The following is a 16,155-nucleotide window of genomic DNA, read 5'->3' on the forward strand; positions in this document are numbered from 1 at the left end:
TCAGCGCTTGCGCCGGCGGCACCACAGCCACAGGGCCGCCGGCGGCAGCAGCACCAACAGCACCGCGCCGGCGGCCAGCGGGTAGACCATGTCGTCGTCCAGCAGCGGCTTCTCGATGCGCAGGTAGCCTTCGTCCTTGAACAGCTGGCGCGCCGTGTCGTTGGCCCGTTGCAGGCTGACCTTGGCCAGGCGCCGGTCCTCGTTGGGGAACTGGCTGCCGTCGTAGTCGCCCAGCGCGCCCCAGTAGTAGTCGGCGAGGCTGGCGTTGCTCGGCGTGCTCCAGGCCAGCTGCGCCCGCTGCACCCGCTGGATGCGGGCGAAGCGCTGGGCGTCCAGGCCGTGCTGGCGGATGTTCTCCACCACCTCGCGCAGGGCCTTCAGGGTGGCGTCCTCATCTTCCCGGGCGATGTCCGCGTTGAGGCTGAGGAAGCCCTGGTTGGCGTAGGAGGTGCGCTCGCTCCAGGGCCCGTAGGACAGCTCGCGATGGACCCGCAGGTCGGCATAGAGGGCGTCGCTCAGGTAGGCCTGCAGCAGGTCTAGGGCGGCGCCGTCGGCCTCGGCCGGCTCGGGGAAGATCCAGTGCACCACCGCGCCCTCGCCGAACAGGCCGCTGTCCAGCGTCCGCTGGCGCGCCGCCGGGCCCTGCATTTCCGGCAGTTCGCGGCGTTCCGGCGTAGCCCGGTCGGGCAGGCTGCCGAAGGTGTGGCTGAGGTAGGCGGGCAGGCGCGGGTCGAGGTCGCCGACCACGATCAGCGTCATGTTGGCCGGCACGTACCAGTCGCTGCGCAGCTGCTCCAGCTGGGCCTGGGTCAGGTGCGCCACCTGCGGGCGCTCGGCGCAGGCCAGGCCGAGTTCCACGGCCAGCTGTTCCTGGCCCGGGCGGCTGGTGTTCTGGTGGTCGAGGAAGCGCTGCAGGTGCGAGTAGTGGCCGCCGTCCTCGCGGATCAGCACCTGCTTGGTGGCCTCTACCTTGGTTTTGTCCAGTTGCGTGCGGGTGAGCACTTCCAGCAGTAGGTCGAGCACCTGGCGCTGGGTGGCCGCCGGCGCCTCGATGACGAAGGTGGTGTCGCCCTCGCTGGTGTAGGCGTTCCACTGGCCGCCCAGGGCCTGCATGCGCGCTTCCAGGCCGGCCTCGTCGCCGCCGTCCAGGCCGCTGAAGAACAGGTGTTCCAGCAGGTGCGGCAGCTGCCGGTCATGGCAGCTGAAGTCGGAGAAGCCGACGCCCACCACCAGGCGGATGGACACCGAGCCGCGCTGGCTGGTCGGCTTGAACAGCACGCCCATGCCGTTCTGCAACTGGTAGCCCTCCACGGTCGAGCGCGAATCGGCCAACGACCAGCCGCCGCCGAGCAGGAACAGGAGGGGGAGGAACAACCAACGCATGGGCCAAGCCTGGAAAAAAGCAAAGCCAGGAGAATAGCGGATTGCCGCCGATCCACCTACCCATGGGCGGCACCCTTGGCGACGGGCTGCGACCTGCCCCGGCCCGGTCTATCATCAGGCGTGGCGCGAAGGGTGATTGATGGCCTTTCGCTAGTGGCATCGCCCTGCCGTATCGTCCAACGCGGAGGCCGCTCCCATGCGCGTCCTGATCACCGGCGCGGCCGGCCACATCGGCCAGAACCTGCTCAACGAACTGGCGGTCCAGCACCGCGACTGGACGCTGGTGGCCGCCGACGTGCGCAGCCTGCCGACGCAGCACCTGCGGCCGAACATCGAGCCGGTGCAGCTGGACATCGGCCACCCCAGGCAGGTCCGCGAGTGCGTGCGGCAGTGGCGCCCGCAGGCCATCGTGCACCTGGCCTCGGTGGTCAACCCGCCGCCGCAGATGTCCGCCACCCGCCTGCACACCATCGAGGTCGGCGGCAGCCGTGCGCTGTTCGAGGCGGCGGTGGAGCACGAGGTGGGCCAACTGGTGGTGGCCAGTTCCGCCGCGGCCTACGGCTTCCACCCGGACAACGCCGAGCTGATCGACGAGAGCCACCCCCTGCGCGGCCAGTCGCAGTTCCCCTACGCCCGCCACAAGCACGAGATCGAACAGCTGCTGGCCGGCCTGCGGCAGAGTTGTCCACAGCTGCGCCAGTTGGTGCTGCGCCCCGGCACCATCCTCGGGAGGGGTGTGCACAACCCGGTCACCGACCTGTTCATGGGGCGTTCGGTGCTGGGGATAAGTGGGCGCTGCAGCCGCTTCGTGTTCATCTGGGACCAGGACGTGGTGAACATCATCCGCCAGGGCCTGGAGCAGGGCAGCGAGGGCATCTACAACCTGGCCGGCGACGGCGCGCTGAGCCTGCGCGAGATCGCCGGGCTGCTGCGCAAACCCTACCGAACCCTGCCGGCGCCGCTGCTGCGCGGCGCGCTGGCCATGCTGCGGCCGCTGGGTCTGGCGCCCTTCGGCCCGGAGCAGGTGGACTTCATGCGCTACCGGCCGGTGCTGGACAATGCGAGGTTGAAGCGGGAGTTCGGGTATCAGCCGCGGTATTCGAGCCGGGAGGCGTTTCTGGCGTTCATCGCGGCGCGGGGGTTGCAGGCGGGGTAGGGGGGATTTTCGTAGGAGCGAGCTTGATCGCGAATGGTGTTTCCTGGGAGCTGCGGGTGTTGGGGTTCAGAGCGCCCTCTCCCTAACCCTCTCCCTGAAGGGAGAGGGGACCGTTCGGAGTGCGTGGGTATTCCTGAGTTAGCCGGCAACACCGAAGGTTTCAGACTGAAACCATCACTTCTCTCGGCACGGACAAGCCCCCTCTCCCTTCAGGGAGAGGGCTGGGGAGAGGGAACGGAGCCAAGCCAAAACACCGAAGTCACAGCTGGGCACCATTCGCGAGCAAGCTCGCTCCTACGAAGAGCCGCGCCCTTCATTCAAGCGTTGCGCCTTCCCTCCCAGAAATGCCCCGCCATCATCCTCAACCCTGCCGCCAACTCCGCCACCCTCGCCGCACTGGCCTGGCTATGGCTCGCACTGGCGGCATTACCGTCGGCCGACTCACGAATGGCCAGCAGGCTGCGTTCGATCTCCTCGCTGGCGCAGCCCTGTTCCTCGATGGCCCCGGCGATCTCCAGGCTCATGCGCTGGATCGCAGAGACCTGCCCGGCGATCTCCTCCAGCGCGCCGGCGGCGCGGCCGGCCTGGTCGAGGCTGGTGTGGGCCTGTTCGCAGCTGTGGCGCAGGGCCTGCACCGAGGCGCCGGCGCCGCGTTGCAGGTCGCCCACCAGGGCGTGGATATCCAATGCCGAGTCGGCGGTGCGCGAGGCCAGCGCGCGGACTTCGTCGGCCACCACGGCGAAGCCGCGCCCGGCCTCGCCGGCGCGGGCTGCCTCGATGGCGGCGTTGAGCGCCAGCAGGTTGGTCTGCCCGGCGACTTCCTGGATCACCTGCAGCATCCGCGAAATGCCCTCGCTGTGCCCGTGCAACTGCTCCACCGCCTCGCTGGCGCGGCGCACCGCGTCCTCCAGGGCGGCGAGCTGGCCGCGGGTGGCTTGCACCTCGCCCTGGCCGGCCTGGGTCACCCGCTCGCTGCACTGCGCCGCCACCGCGCTGTGCTGGGCGTGGCGCGCCACTTCCTGGACGCTCTGCGCCAACTGCTGCATGGCGCTGGCCACCTGGTCGGTCTCCTGCTGCTGGCGGCGCGTGCCGGCGCTGCTGTCGGCCACGGTGCCGGCCAGCTGCCCGGCGTGTTCGGCGAGCTGGCGCGAGGCCTCGGCCATGCGCCCGACCACCGCGCCGGTCTCGGCTTCGAGCATGCGCAGGGCGAAGTCCAGCTCGCCGAATTCGTCGTTGCGGCCGCTGTACAGGCGTTGGCTCAGCGGGTTGTCGGCGACCTGCCGGGCGCGCGCCAGCAGGGGCCGCAGCGGCTGCAACTGGTGCGCCAGCCAGGCGCCGGAAAGCAGCAGGGCGAGGCCGAAGGCCAAGGGTGCGGGCGCCAGATATGCCAGCAGCGCGCCCAGGGCCTGCGCCAGGCCCAGGCCTACTAGCAGCCGCGGCAGCAGGCCCAGGCGCGGCCGGCGCGGCAGCCAGCCGGCGCGCATGCGCGCGTACAGCTGCTCGGCGGCCTCGACCTCGGCGGCGCTGGCGCGGGTGCGCACCGACTGATACTCCACCACCTTGCCGCCGTGGCGGATCGGCGTGACGAAGGCGCTCACCCAGTAGTGGTCGCCGTTCTTGCAGCGGTTCTTCACCAGGCCCATCCAGCTGCGCCCGGCCTGCAGCGTCCGCCACAGGTGGGCGAAGGCGGCCGGCGGCATGTCCGGGTGGCGCACGCGGTTGTGGTTGTGCCCCAGCAGCTCCTCGGCGCTGAAGCCGCTGATGCTCAGGAAGTCCGGGTTGACGTGGCTGACCGCGCCCTTGAGGTCGGTGGTGGAGAGGATGTTGGCGCTGGCCGGCACTTCGACCTGGCGCCCGCTGACCGGCAGGTTGAGCTTCATCGGTGGGTCTCCATGGCCGCGGGGTGCAGGATGTGGGGCGGCAGCGGCGGGCTGAAGAGGAAGCCCTGGGCGAAGCGGCAGCCTTCCTTGCGCAGGAATTCCAGGTGCTCGGGGTGCTCGACGCCCTCGGCCACCACCTCCAGGCCGAGGCTGCGGCCCAGGCCGACGATGGCGCGGCAGATGGCGCTCAGCTCGGGGTCGTCGGGGACCTTGCCGATGAAGCTGCGGTCGACCTTCAACAGGTCCAGCGGGAAGCGCTTGAGGTAGCCCAGCGACGAATAGCCGGTGCCGAAGTCGTCCAGCGCCAGGCGCACGCCGTGGGCGGCCAGCTCGCGCAGGCAGGCGAGGGTCTCGGCGCCGTCCTGCATCATCAGGCTCTCGGTGATCTCCAGCACCAGGCTCTGCGGCGCCAGGCCGGTCTCGGCGAGGATCTGCCGCACCCGCTCGGCGAAGCCCGGCTGCTGCAGTTGGCGGATGGACAGGTTCACCGAGCAATACAGCCAGGGTTGGCCGTCGCGCTGCCAGGCGCGGGCCTGGCGGCAGGCCTCGCGCAGCACCCAGTCGCCGACGCGGACGATCTGGCCGGATTCCTCCAGCGCCGGGATGAACTGCAGCGGGGAGACCGGCTGGCCGCCGGAGCGCCAGCGCAGCAGCACTTCCACGGCGATGCGCCGCGGCGGGTCGACGTCGATGCGCAGGATCGGCTGGTAGTGCAGGCTGAATTCGCCGCGCTCCAGCGCCTGGCCCAGCGCGCTCTCCAGCTCCAGGCGGCGCTGCGCGGCGGCCTGCAGCTCGCTGGAGAAGCGCGCGTACTGCGCCTTGCCGGCCTCCTTGGCGCGGTACAGGGCCAGGTCCGCGGCCTGCAGGGTGTCGATCGCCTGGCCCTCGGCGATCAACCCGGTGATGCCGATGCTGGCGCTGACCACCAGGGTGCGGCCGTCCAGGTGCAGCGGCTGGTGCAGGCAGTCGAGCATGCGCTGGGCGACCTGTTCGGCGTCGGCCAGGTTGGCCATGTCGTCCAGCAGCACCACGAACTCGTCGCCGCCGAAGCGCGCCAGGTGGTCGCCGGGGCGCAGGCAGCGCAGCAGGCGCTGGGCCACCTCCACCAGCACGCGGTCGCCGACGGCGTGGCCGAGGCTGTCGTTGATCAGCTTGAAGCGGTCCAGGTCGATGAACAGCAGGCCGGCCTCGCGCGCGCCGGGGCGGCCCTGGCGTTGCAGGGCCTGCTGCAGCAACTCGTCCAGGCGCAGGCGGTTGGCCAGGCCGGTCAGCGGGTCGTGGCGCGCGGCGTGGCTGAGCTGGTGCTCGCTGGCCTTGCGCTGGCTGATGTCGCTCTGCGAGCCGGCCATGCGCCCGTCGGTGATCACCCCGCGGGCCTGCACCCAGAGGTAGCCGCCGTCGCGCTGGCGGATGCGGTACTCGTGGTTGAGCAGGGCGGCGCTGCCGCGCAGGTGGGCGTCGATGGCCTGGCGCAGGCCGGGCAGGTCGTCGGGGTGCACGCGGGCGAACCAGCTGGCGCTGCCCTCGCCGAGGCTGTCGCGGTTCAGCCCGAGCATGCGCGCCCAGCGCTCGGAGACGTACAGGCGGTCGTTGGCCAGGTCCCAGTCCCAGATGCCGTCGTTGGCCCCGCGCAGGGCCCGGGCGAAGCGCGCCTCGCTGTCCTCCAGGGCCTGGCGCTGGGCGGCGCCGTAGGTGTCGATGGCCAGCGACATGTCGAAGAACACCCGCTTGAGCAGGCTGGCGAAGGTCGCTGCCTGCGGCCCGTCGCCGAGCAGCTCGTCGAGCATGTGCTGCAGGTACAGGCGGTAGGCGCCCAGGTACCACTTCAGCTCCACCCCCACCCGCTGGTGGACCAGGCCGATGCGCAGGCGGTCGCGCACGTAGCCGCCGTCCTGCGGGGCCTCCCAGAGCTGCTCGTAGTACTGCGCCTGGCTGCGCTTGAGGCGCTGCAGGGTGGCCGGCTCGGAGAGGATGGCCGCCAGCGGCGGGAACTGGCCGAGGTGCGCGTAGAGCTGGTCGATGAAGCGCGCGTGGCTGTCGCCGCGCTCGGCGGCGGCCTGCTGCAGGCGCTGCTCGTCGGCTGGCTGCCAGTGCAGGTAGCGCAGGCGCTGGTCGATCTCCGCCGGCGACAGGCCGATGCGGTCGAGCATGTGGTCGAGCTTCGGTCCCAGGCCCATGCTTGCCTCCTTGTTTTTCTGCGGGCATGAAAAAAGCGCCGCGCCCGTCGCACGATGAATTCGGCGACAGGCGCGGCGCTTTGTCTTGCAGGCCCTTGGCGTCCTGCCCGGCAAAGCCGGCTTCCGCGGTGGCGGAACGTTGGTCGGGGGTTTTTACACCATCGGCGGGGAGGCGGACAACTCCCGCAATGCGGCCTCCAGGCGCAGGCGCAGTTGCCCCAGCTCGCGCGAACGGAAGGCGTGGCGGCTGCGTTCGAGCACGCCGACGGCGTCGGCCAGCAAGGCGTGCAGGCGCGCGGTATCGCTCAGCGCGGCATCCTTGAACCAGCGGCACAGCGGGGCCTGCTCGCAGTCGCCGGGGCCGGCGAGTACCGCGCAGGGCACCTGGTAGACCGTGAGCAGGGCGCGCACCTGGCGCGCCACGCTCTCGTCCTGGGAGGTCACCAATAACTGGGCCGGAAGCCGGCTAAGGGTCATGGCGTCATGCTCGTGGATGGCAAAGGGCCACTACCCTAGCCGAACGCCATGCCCGGGCATTGACGCGGATCAGTCCCGCGGCGAGCTGCCGCACGCCGGGACCTCAGCCGGCCGCGCTGGAGCCTGGTGGCACGCCGTGGCCCGGCGGTTGGGCGGCGTCTTCCAGGGCCTGCTCGACGTAGTCGTCTTCGGCCTCCTCGCCGCTGCCGGCCTCGGGGTTGTCGAGGACGGCATAGGCGATGGCGCAGAACAGCGAGTTCAGGCGCTTCATGTCGGCGATCAGGTCCAGGTGCAGCGAGCTGGTCTCGATGCTCTGCACCACCTGCTGGCGCAGGCGGTCGACGTGGGCATGGGCGTAGCGGCGCTCCTGTAGGCGGAAGCGCTGCTTGGCCCGGCGCAGGCGCCGCGCGCCTTCCTGGTCGCCGTTGAGGAACACCGACAGGCTCAGGCGCAGGTTGACCAGCAACTGGCTGTGCAGCGCGGTGATCTCGGCCAGGCCGTTGTCCGAGAAGGAGCGGCTGCGCGAGGTCTTCTTGTCCTGCACGGCGCTGAGCATGTGCTCGATGATGTCGCCGGCCTGCTCCAGGTTGATGGCCAGCTCGATGACCTCGGCCCAGCGCCGGCTGTCGCGCTCGCTCAGGTCCTCGCGGGGCATACGCGCCAGGTACAGCTTGATCGCCGTGTAGAGCGCGTCGACGTCGTCGTCGAGCTTGCGGATCTCCTTGCCCAGCAGCGGGTCGCCGCCGCGGGTCACCTGCAGCAGGTTGATCAGCATCTGCTCGACGATGTCGCCCATGCGCAGCGTCTCGCGCACCGCGTTGACCAGCGCCAGGCTCGGCGTGTCCAGCGCCGCCGGGTCGAGGTGGCGCGGGCGCACGCGGTCCTCGGGGGCGGCGCGGTCGGGCATGATGCGCGTGCAGAAGGCGGCCATCTGGGTGGTCAGCGGCAGGCAGGCGAGGCAGCGCACCGAGTTGTAGAGCACGTGGAAGGCGATCACCAGCTCCTGGGTTCGGAACGGCCAGCCATCCACCCACTGCGCCAGCGGGCCGATCAGCGGCAGCACCAGCACGCAGCCGGCGACCTTGAACAGCAGGCTGCCCAGGGCCACCCGGCGGCCGGCGGCGTTCTGCGAGGTGGAACCGATCAGGGCGAGGATGCCGGTGCCCAGGTTGGCGCCCACCACCAGGCACAGCGCGACCTTCAGCGAGATCACCTTGGAGGTGGCGAGGGTCGCGGTGAGCAGCACGGCGGCCAGGCTGGAGTAGGAGATCATGGCGAACAGCGCGCCGGTCAGGGCGTCGAGCATGACGTCGCCGGTGAGGCTGGAGAACAGCACCTTCACGCCCTTGGCCTGGGTCATGGGTTCGGCGGCCTCGACGATCAGCTGCAGCGCCAGGATGATCAGGCCCAGGCCGATGAACACCCGGCCCAGCTGGCCCAGGCGCGTCTGCTTGCGGGTGAGGAAGAAGATCACCCCGAAGAAGATCAGCAGCGGCGACAGCCACGACAGGTCGAGGGTCAGCACCCGCGCCATCAGCGCCGTCCCGACGTCGGCGCCGAGCATGATCGCCAGCGCCGGGGCCAGCGCCATCAGGCCGCTGGCGACGAAGGAAGTGGCCAGCAGCGCGGTGGCGTTGCTGCTCTGCACCAGCGCGGTGACGCCGATGCCGGCGGCGAAGGCCAGCGGCCGTTTCTGCACGCTGCGGCTGAGAATGCGCCGCAGGTCGCTGCCGTAGACCCGGAGGATGCCGGTGCGCACGATGTGCGTGCCCCACACCAGCAAGGCGACGGCGGAAAGCAGGTTGAGCAGTGTCAGCATGGCGGCCCCCCTCGTTACTGCATGGCCGCCCAGGCGTGACTGCGCTGTGGGACGACTCTGGCCGATTTTTCTGTCATCTAATTGTCATGGTAGACCCCTGCGGTCCCTCGGGGGTTCGACAAGATGCTGATTCGTCGGGGTGTTTACCTTGAGTAAAGCCGTTGGGGCGGGGTTTTGCAGGGGGGGCTCGGAAAATCGCGATCGTAGGACCTTGTCCGCGATAGCCGGAAATATCGGCGCGATTCGCGGATGAGATCCTACGGTTCCAGGAAGCAAGGCTTTTCGTAGGATGGCGTTGAGCGAAGCGATACCCATCAGCGCAACTGCGCCACCCGCACCATTTCCCTGTAGGAGCGCGCCCTGCGCGCGAATCGCGGGCAGGGCCCGCTCCTACAAGGGGTATCCGAACCACGGTTTCTCCCGGCCACCGCCGCGGGCTAGACTGCCCCGGACACATCGCCAGCGGAAACTCCAATGCCCAAGCGCCTTCTCGCCACCCTGCGCCTGTTCCTCGCCCTCGGCCTGATCCTGGGCCTGGGCGCCTGCGCCAGCCTGTTCGGCAACGACCCGCTGAAGATCGACCTGGTGGGCCTGGAGCCCCTGGCCGGGCAGGGCATGGAAGCGCGCTTCGCGGTCAAGCTGCGGGTGCAGAACCCCAACGACCGCGACATCGACTACGACGGCGTGGCCCTGGACCTGAGCATCAACGGCCGCCCGCTGGCCAGCGGGGTGAGCGACCAGCGCGGGCAGGTGCCGCGCTTCGGCGAGGCGGTGCTCAGCGTGCCGGTGAGCATCTCCGCCTTCCGCCTGGTGCGCCAGGCCTGGGGCCTGGGCAACGCGCCGCCGCGCCAGGGCATGCCCTACGAAATCAGCGGCAAGCTCGGCGGCGGCCTGTTCGGCACCGCTCGCTTCAGCGACAAGGGCACCCTGGAGTGGCCGGCCGGGGCGCCCTTGCCGACGCTCTAGGGCCTCCAGCCCTGGTCGAAGTAGATGCCGTGCTCGATGGACAGGGTCGGCGCCACCAGCTTGTAGCCTTCCTCGCCGCGCAGCTTGAGCAGCTTCACCCGTTCGACCTGGGGCTGGGTGAGGTCTTCCAGCTTCGCCCGGCTGGCCTTGCCCAGCAGCTCCGGGTTCTTGACCCAGTCCTGGACGTTGCGCGGGGTGATCTCGAAGGTGACCAGCCAACCCTTTTCCACCGCCGGGCCGAAGTCGTCCTTGTCCAGCTCGGAGACATCCTTGATCTCGTTGCTGAACCCATCGCTGTAGCAGAAGCCCTTGCGTTCGGGCTGGTAGGCGGCCTTGCCGGCGTCGGTGAGGCTGTAGGTCAGGCCATCCTTGCGCAGCAGGCCGACCTTGACGAAGGCGTCGAAGACGTCGGCGTTGCTGCTGTCGGGGGTGCCGGGCGTGCCGAGGGTCAGCGGGAACTGGCCGAACATTCCGGTGGCGCAGTGCGGCTGGTCGAGTTTCAGCGTCGCCAGCTTCTTCTCGATCTCGTCGTGGGAGGGAGTACCGCCGGAGCAGCCGGCGAGCAGGGCCAGCAGGACGCCGGCCGCGGGGAGTTTGCGGAGCATGGGTTTTCCTCTTCCATGGAAAGTGAAACGGCCCCGTTCAGGGGCCGTGCGGATCATACCAGGGTCCCGGCCGTCACTGGCCGGGAATGTCCCGGCGCAGCTGCACCGGCTCGACCGGCTTGCGCCCGCGCGCCGTGCGCATGCGGATGTTCAGCGCTTCCACCGCCAGCGAGAAGGCCATGGCGAAGTAGACGTAGCCCTTGGGCACGTGGACCTCGAAGGCTTCGGCGATGAGCACGGTGCCGACCACGATGAGGAACGACAGCGCCAGCATCTTCAGCGACGGGTGCTTGTCGATGAAGTCGCTGATGGCGCCGGAGGCGAGCATCATCACCAGCACCGCGACGACGATGGCGGCGACCATCACCGGCACGTTGGAGACCATGCCCACCGCGGTGATCACCGAGTCCAGCGAGAACACGATGTCGATGATGGCGATCTGCACGATGGTGCCGAGGAAGCCGCCGAGCAGGCTCTTGGGCTGCTGTTCGGTCTCGTCCTCGCCTTCCAGGCCGTGGTAGATCTCGCTGCTGCTCTTCCACAGTAGGAACAGGCCGCCGAAGAACAGGATCAGGTCACGCCCGGAAATGCCCTGCTCGAACACCGTGAAGAGGTCGGCGGTCAGGCGCATCACCCAGGTGATCGACAGCAGCAGGAGGATGCGCGTGACCATCGCCAGGGCCAGGCCGAACAGCCGCGTGCGCGCCTGCATGGCCTTGGGCATGCGCCCCACGAGGATGGAGATCATGATGATGTTGTCGATGCCCAGGACGATCTCCAGGGCGGTCAGGGTGAGGAGCGCGACCCAGATTTCCGGGTTGGTCAGCCATTCCATTTACGGTTTTACCAGTCGTCAGTCGTTGAACAGGGGGAACAGCCCCAGCAGCAGGGCGGCGGCGAGGATAGCGAGACAGACCAGCACTGCCCAGCGCAGGGTGAAGCGCTGGTGGTCGCCGAAGTCCACCTTGGCCAACCCCACCAGCAGGTAGGTGGAGGGCACCAGCGGGCTGAGCAGGTGCACCGGCTGGCCGACGATCGAGGCGCGGGCCATTTCCACCGGGGTGATGCCGTACTGCGCGGCGGCCTGGGTCAGCACCGGCAGCACGCCGTAGTAGAAGGCGTCGTTGGACATGAAGAAGGTGAACGGCAGGCTCACCAGCGCGGTGATGGTCGCAAGATACGGCCCCAGCGCCGGCGGAATCACCGCCAGCAGGCTCTTCGACATGGCCTCGACCATCCCGGTTCCGGAGAGGATGCCGGTGAACACGCCGGCGGCGAAGATCAGCGAGACCACCGCCAGCACGTTCTCGGCATGGGCGCCGATGCGCTTCTTCTGCTCCAGGATGCACGGGTAGTTGACGATCATGGCGATGCTGAAGGCGATCATGAACAGCACCGGCATCGGCAGCAGCCCGGCGATCAGCGTGCCCATCAGCACCAGCGTCAGCGCGCCGTTGAACCACAGGAGCTTCGGCCGCCGCGCCTCGGGGTACTGCGAGACGCTGACCTCGGCCGCGTCCAGGTGCTCGCCGGGCAGGTGCAGCTGGCCCAGGCGCGCGCGCTCGCGCTTGCCGTAGGCCCAGGCGATGGCGAACACCGTCGCCAGGCCCGCGACCATCGCCGGGATCATCGGCACGAATATGTCCGCCGGGTCCACGTGCAGGGCGCTGGCGGCGCGGGCGGTTGGGCCGCCCCAGGGGGTCATGTTGAGCACGCCGCTGGAGAGCATGATCAGGCAGGCCATCAGCAGCGGGCTCATGCCCAGGCGCTGGTACAGCGGCAGCACCGCGGCCACGCAGATCATGTAGGTGGTGGAGCCGTCGCCGTCGAGGGAGACGATCATCGCCAGCGCGGCGGTGCCCATCGACACCTTCAGCGGGTCGCCCTTGACCAGCCGCAGGATCTTGCGCACCGCCGGGTCGAACAGCCCCGAGTCGATCATGATGGCGAAGTAGAGGATGGCGAACATCAGCATCACCCCGGTCGGCGCCAGGGTGCGGATGCCGTCGAGCATCATCGGCCCGAGGCCCGCGGCGAAGCCGCCGAGCAGGGCGAAGGCGATGGGCACCAGGATCAGCGCGATGAGCGCCGAGAGGCGCCGCGTCATGATCAGGAGCATGAAGGTCGCCACCATGGCGAAGGCGAGCAGGGTCAGCATCGGGAGGGCCTCCGTCGGGGTCAGCGCGGCGGCTGGCCGGGCAGGGACGGGGCGGGTCGGCGGTTCAAGCGTGTCATGGCATCACCCGTGTTGTTCTTGTGTGGATAACCCGCCGCCGGGCAGCGGAGGGGAGGGCGGATGCTAGGGGCTCAAGCTTTCAGCAGCCTTTCTTGGGAAAAACCGGCGATCGTCGGCGAAGGGCTGGTGTTTCTGGATGTTTCAGGGCGGGCTCTTCGTAGGATGGGTTGAGCCTTGGCGAAACCCATGCGGGCGTGGCGATGGGTATCGCTGCGCTCAACCCATCCTACGTCGGCGTTCCTCATGCCCCTGCGGGGCATTCCCCCGCCCCGTTGCGGTGCACCGCGGGAAAAACGCCGGATTCGCTTGAATCCCCCGCCCCGCCTGGGTTATCCATGCTTCGCCCTTTCGCTGAAGCCATGGATACGCCGTATGACTTTCCCAGTGCCAGCCCACCTTGCCGAAGGCGCCGACAAGCCCGCCGGCCGCATTCGCCAGAAGAACGAGGAAGTCATCCTCGCCGCCGCCGAAGAAGAGTTCGCCCGCCACGGCTTCAAGGGCACCAGCATGAACGCCATCGCCCTGCGCGCCGACCTGCCCAAGGCCAACCTGCACTACTACTTCAGCAACAAGCTGGGGCTCTACACCGCGGTGCTGGGCAACATCCTCGACCTCTGGGACAGCACCTTCAACCACCTGTCCGCCGAGGACGACCCAGCCACCGCCCTGGCCGGCTACATCCGCGCCAAGATGGAGTTCTCCCGCCGCCACCCGCTGGCCTCGCGCATCTTCGCCATGGAGATCATCAGCGGCGGGCAGTGCCTGAGCAGCCACTTCAACCAGGACTACCGCGCCTGGTTCCGCGGCCGCGCCGCGGTGTTCGAGGCCTGGATCGCCGCCGGCAAGATGGACCCGGTGGACCCGGTCAACCTGATCTTCCTGCTCTGGGGCAGCACCCAGCACTACGCCGACTTCGCCACCCAGATCGCCTTCGTCACCGGGCGCAAGCGCATGTCCCGGCAGGACTTCAACGACGCCGCCGACAACCTCATCCGCATCATCCTCAAGGGCTGCGGGCTGACGCCGCCGGCCACGGCATGAGCTTCACCCTCGCCGGCCCGGCCAGCTACGCCGAGGAAATCCGCAAGAGCCGCTTCACCTGCCTGGCCGCGCCCATCGCCAGCGAGGCCGAGGCCCAGGCCTTCCTCGCCGCCCACCGCGACACCAGCGCCGGGCACAACTGCTGGGCCTGGAAGCTCGGCGCGCAATACCGCTTCAGCGACGACGGCGAACCCGGCGGCACCGCCGGGCGGCCGATGCTCGCGGCCATCGAGGGCCAGGCCATGGACCGCGTAGTGGTGCTGGTCAGCCGCTGGTTCGGCGGCATCAAGCTCGGCACCGGCGGCCTGGCCCGCGCCTACGGCGGCTGCGCGGCCAAGTGCCTGCAGGACGCCGCGCGCATCGAACTGGTGCCCAGCAGCCGCCTGGCCTTCGCCTGCGGCTTCGCCGAGCACGCGCTGCTCAAGGCGCGCATCCTCGCCCTGGGCGCCGGCATCGAGGACGAGGCCTACGGCGCCGAGGGTGTGGATATCCGCCTGAGCCTGGCCGATGCCAAGGTCGAGGAACTGCAACGCCTGCTCGGCGACCTCAGCCGCGGCCGCATCCAGGCCACCCGCCTCGACGACTGAAGGCAATTATCCCCAGGGCTTTTCCAGCGGACACGGGTTTTTGTCCCCGGTTCCTGTGCGGCATCCTGTGGACAAACTGTGCCCCCTCCTTTCCAGGCCACGCCAGCCGTGGCCTGCATGGCATTGCGCAGAATTTGTGCAAACGGCGGAAAAGGCCGTTTTCGGCTATCCCCGGATAGCGTGGGCAAGGCTGTGGAAAAACTGTCGATGAAGGCCCCGGAAGCAGGCATTCCGGGGGCTGCGCGAGGCTGTACGTTTTTTGTTCTGTAACGGGCTGAAAGCCGCGCCAATCAAGGGCTTAGGCCAGGTCTTGAAGCCTCGGAAAAGGGGCCTGGACAAGTCCGGTATAAGCCCTTGGCAAGCTGTGAATATCCTGGTGGAAAACTGTGCCATGGGCGGCACTTATGCAGGGCAGGGGAAGGAGCGGGGAGAAGCCGGTGGAATCGGGGTTTTCCACGGATGGGCGAATGGATTGCTCACAGAGGCCGTGGACAGTGTTGTGGATATCCTCTGGGGAAAACTGCCCATGCCAGAACCGCCGCCGGCTGGCGAAAACTGTACGTTATTTGAGCAAAAAGCCCCGGAATTGCTGGGCTGCAGAAGGGTATCCACAAATCGAAGAGGCAAAAAAGTGTTTATGGGGCCTTCCTGTGGAAGCCTGCCGCCTGTGGACAGCGAAAAGCACTTTTCAACAGTGGATAACAGGAACGTAGGGCGTATAACCGTTCGCGGTTATACGCCGCTACACCGCCCTCATGCCCGGCCTCTGGTCCGAACCCGAAGCGCCCCTGGACAGGCGCTTCGAGGCCGAATCCGAGGCGCGCCTGGCGCCAAGGTCAAACGGCGTATAACGCGGAGCGTTATACGCCCTACACCAGGCCCAACCACCGCGTAGGGCGTATAACCGTTCGCGGTTATCCGCCGCTACACCGTCCTCATTCCCGGCCTCTGGTCCGAACCCGAAGCGCCCCTGGACAGGCGCTTCGAGACCAGATCCGAGGCGCGCCCGGCGCCAAGGTCAAACGGCGTATAACGCGGAGCGTTATACGCCCTACGTCGTTACAACCGGAACTGCCCCATCTGCCGCTGCAGGTCGTCGGCCAGGCCGCGCATGGCCTGGCATTGTTCGCGGCCCTGGTGCACTTCGCAGGCGGTGGCGCGGGCCAGGTCGGCGATGCCCTGGACGTTGCGGTTGATCTCCTCGGTAACCGCGCTCTGCTCCTCGGTGGCGGCGGCGACCTGGTGGTTGATGTCGCTGATGCGCTCCACCTGGTCGGCGATGGCGCCCAGCGAGGCGCCGGCGCGCTGGCTGGCGGCCAGGCCCTCGCCGGTGGCCGCCTGGCCGGACTGCATGGAGCCGACCGCCTGCTCGGCGCCCTGCTTGAGGCGCTGGATCATCGCCTGGATCTCGTCGGTGGAGCCCTGGGTGCGCCCGGCCAGGGTGCGCACCTCGTCGGCCACCACGGCGAAGCCGCGGCCCAGCTCGCCGGCGCGGGCGGCCTCGATGGCGGCGTTGAGCGCCAGCAGGTTGGTCTGCTCGGAAATGCCGCGGATCACCGCCAGCACCTGGTCGATGGTCGCCACCTGGGCCGCGAGGTCGCCCACGGCTTCCGCGGCCTGGCCGATCTCGGCGGACATGCGCTCGCCATGCTGCAGCGCGCCGCCCACCACCTGGCGCGCCTGGCCGGCTTCGCCGCGGGCCTGCTGCGAGGCGCTGGCGGCCTGCTCGGCGTTGCGCGCTATCTCCTGCACGGTGCTGCCCATTTCGTTCACCGCCGTGGCCACCATGTCGGTCATCTCCTGCTGGCGGCTGGCGTGTTCCGCGGTG

13 protein-coding genes are annotated in these 16,155 nt (G+C 69.0%); 4 read left to right on the plus strand and 9 right to left on the minus strand.

Going from position 1 to position 16,155, the window contains the following annotated elements; translation table 11 throughout:
- Nucleotides 1–1,383, minus strand: a complete 1,383-nt coding sequence (locus PM1_RS30595) for a M16 family metallopeptidase (protein WP_009614383.1) — start codon at nucleotides 1,381–1,383, stop codon at nucleotides 1–3.
- A 196-nt stretch (nucleotides 1,384–1,579) separates the two neighbouring features.
- On the opposite strand from PM1_RS30595, the gene PM1_RS30600 reads away from it, so the two are divergent.
- Complete coding sequence (locus tag PM1_RS30600; protein ID WP_009614382.1) at nucleotides 1,580–2,539, plus strand: NAD-dependent epimerase/dehydratase family protein; 960 nt, start codon at nucleotides 1,580–1,582, stop codon at nucleotides 2,537–2,539.
- 317 nt (nucleotides 2,540–2,856) lie between these two features.
- Here the strand turns inward: PM1_RS30600 and PM1_RS30605 are convergent, their stop codons facing one another.
- The 4 genes from PM1_RS30605 to PM1_RS30620 form a co-directional block, all read right to left on the minus strand.
- Nucleotides 2,857–4,419, minus strand: a complete 1,563-nt coding sequence (locus tag PM1_RS30605) for a methyl-accepting chemotaxis protein (RefSeq protein ID WP_009614381.1) — start codon at nucleotides 4,417–4,419, stop codon at nucleotides 2,857–2,859.
- On the minus strand, nucleotides 4,416–6,596 hold the full coding sequence (locus PM1_RS30610; RefSeq protein WP_009614380.1) for a putative bifunctional diguanylate cyclase/phosphodiesterase: 2,181 nt from the start codon (nucleotides 6,594–6,596) through the stop codon (nucleotides 4,416–4,418). The genes PM1_RS30605 and PM1_RS30610 overlap by 4 nt, the downstream gene beginning before the upstream one ends.
- A 153-nt stretch (nucleotides 6,597–6,749) precedes the next feature.
- Nucleotides 6,750–7,073: a hypothetical protein gene (locus tag PM1_RS30615; RefSeq protein WP_009614372.1), complete on the minus strand. Its 324-nt coding sequence runs from the start codon at nucleotides 7,071–7,073 to the stop codon at nucleotides 6,750–6,752.
- Nucleotides 7,074–7,176: 103 nt separating this feature from the next.
- Nucleotides 7,177–8,892 (minus strand): Na/Pi cotransporter family protein, encoded by a 1,716-nt coding sequence (locus PM1_RS30620; RefSeq protein WP_009614371.1) that lies wholly within the window; start codon nucleotides 8,890–8,892, stop codon nucleotides 7,177–7,179.
- 474 nt (nucleotides 8,893–9,366) lie between these two features.
- On the opposite strand from PM1_RS30620, the gene PM1_RS30625 reads away from it, so the two are divergent.
- Nucleotides 9,367–9,858: an LEA type 2 family protein gene (locus PM1_RS30625; protein ID WP_009614369.1), complete on the plus strand. Its 492-nt coding sequence runs from the start codon at nucleotides 9,367–9,369 to the stop codon at nucleotides 9,856–9,858.
- Here the strand turns inward: PM1_RS30625 and PM1_RS30630 are convergent.
- The 3 genes from PM1_RS30630 to PM1_RS30640 all read right to left on the minus strand — a co-directional run bounded on the left by PM1_RS30630 (nucleotide 9,855) and on the right by PM1_RS30640 (nucleotide 12,621).
- Nucleotides 9,855–10,463: a hypothetical protein gene (locus PM1_RS30630; protein WP_009614367.1), complete on the minus strand. Its 609-nt coding sequence runs from the start codon at nucleotides 10,461–10,463 to the stop codon at nucleotides 9,855–9,857. The two genes, PM1_RS30625 and PM1_RS30630, sit on opposite strands and share 4 nt — an antisense overlap.
- Nucleotides 10,464–10,536: 73 nt before the next feature.
- Complete coding sequence (locus PM1_RS30635) at nucleotides 10,537–11,298, minus strand: TerC family protein (RefSeq protein ID WP_009614365.1); 762 nt, start codon at nucleotides 11,296–11,298, stop codon at nucleotides 10,537–10,539.
- An 18-nt stretch (nucleotides 11,299–11,316) separates the two neighbouring features.
- The gene (locus PM1_RS30640; protein ID WP_009614363.1) at nucleotides 11,317–12,621 is read right to left on the minus strand and encodes a CitMHS family transporter; all 1,305 of its coding nucleotides are present in this window, start codon (nucleotides 12,619–12,621) and stop codon (nucleotides 11,317–11,319) included.
- A gap of 450 nt (nucleotides 12,622–13,071) precedes the next feature.
- Here PM1_RS30640 and PM1_RS30645 point away from each other — a divergent pair, with 450 nt between their 5' ends.
- Complete coding sequence (locus PM1_RS30645; protein WP_009614361.1) at nucleotides 13,072–13,740, plus strand: TetR/AcrR family transcriptional regulator; 669 nt, start codon at nucleotides 13,072–13,074, stop codon at nucleotides 13,738–13,740.
- The gene (locus PM1_RS30650; RefSeq protein WP_009614359.1) at nucleotides 13,737–14,327 is read left to right on the plus strand and encodes an IMPACT family protein; all 591 of its coding nucleotides are present in this window, start codon (nucleotides 13,737–13,739) and stop codon (nucleotides 14,325–14,327) included. The genes PM1_RS30645 and PM1_RS30650 overlap by 4 nt, the downstream gene beginning before the upstream one ends.
- Nucleotides 14,328–15,386: 1,059 nt before the next feature.
- Here the strand turns inward: PM1_RS30650 and PM1_RS31470 are convergent.
- Entirely contained in the window at nucleotides 15,387–16,124 is a 738-nt protein-coding gene (locus PM1_RS31470) for a methyl-accepting chemotaxis protein (RefSeq protein ID WP_372241058.1), read from the minus strand.
- Nucleotides 16,125–16,155 lie beyond the last annotated feature (31 nt).

The sequence above is a fragment of the Pseudomonas sp. M1 genome (assembly GCF_022760135.1).
GTDB lineage: Bacteria > Pseudomonadota > Gammaproteobacteria > Pseudomonadales > Pseudomonadaceae > Pseudomonas > Pseudomonas citronellolis.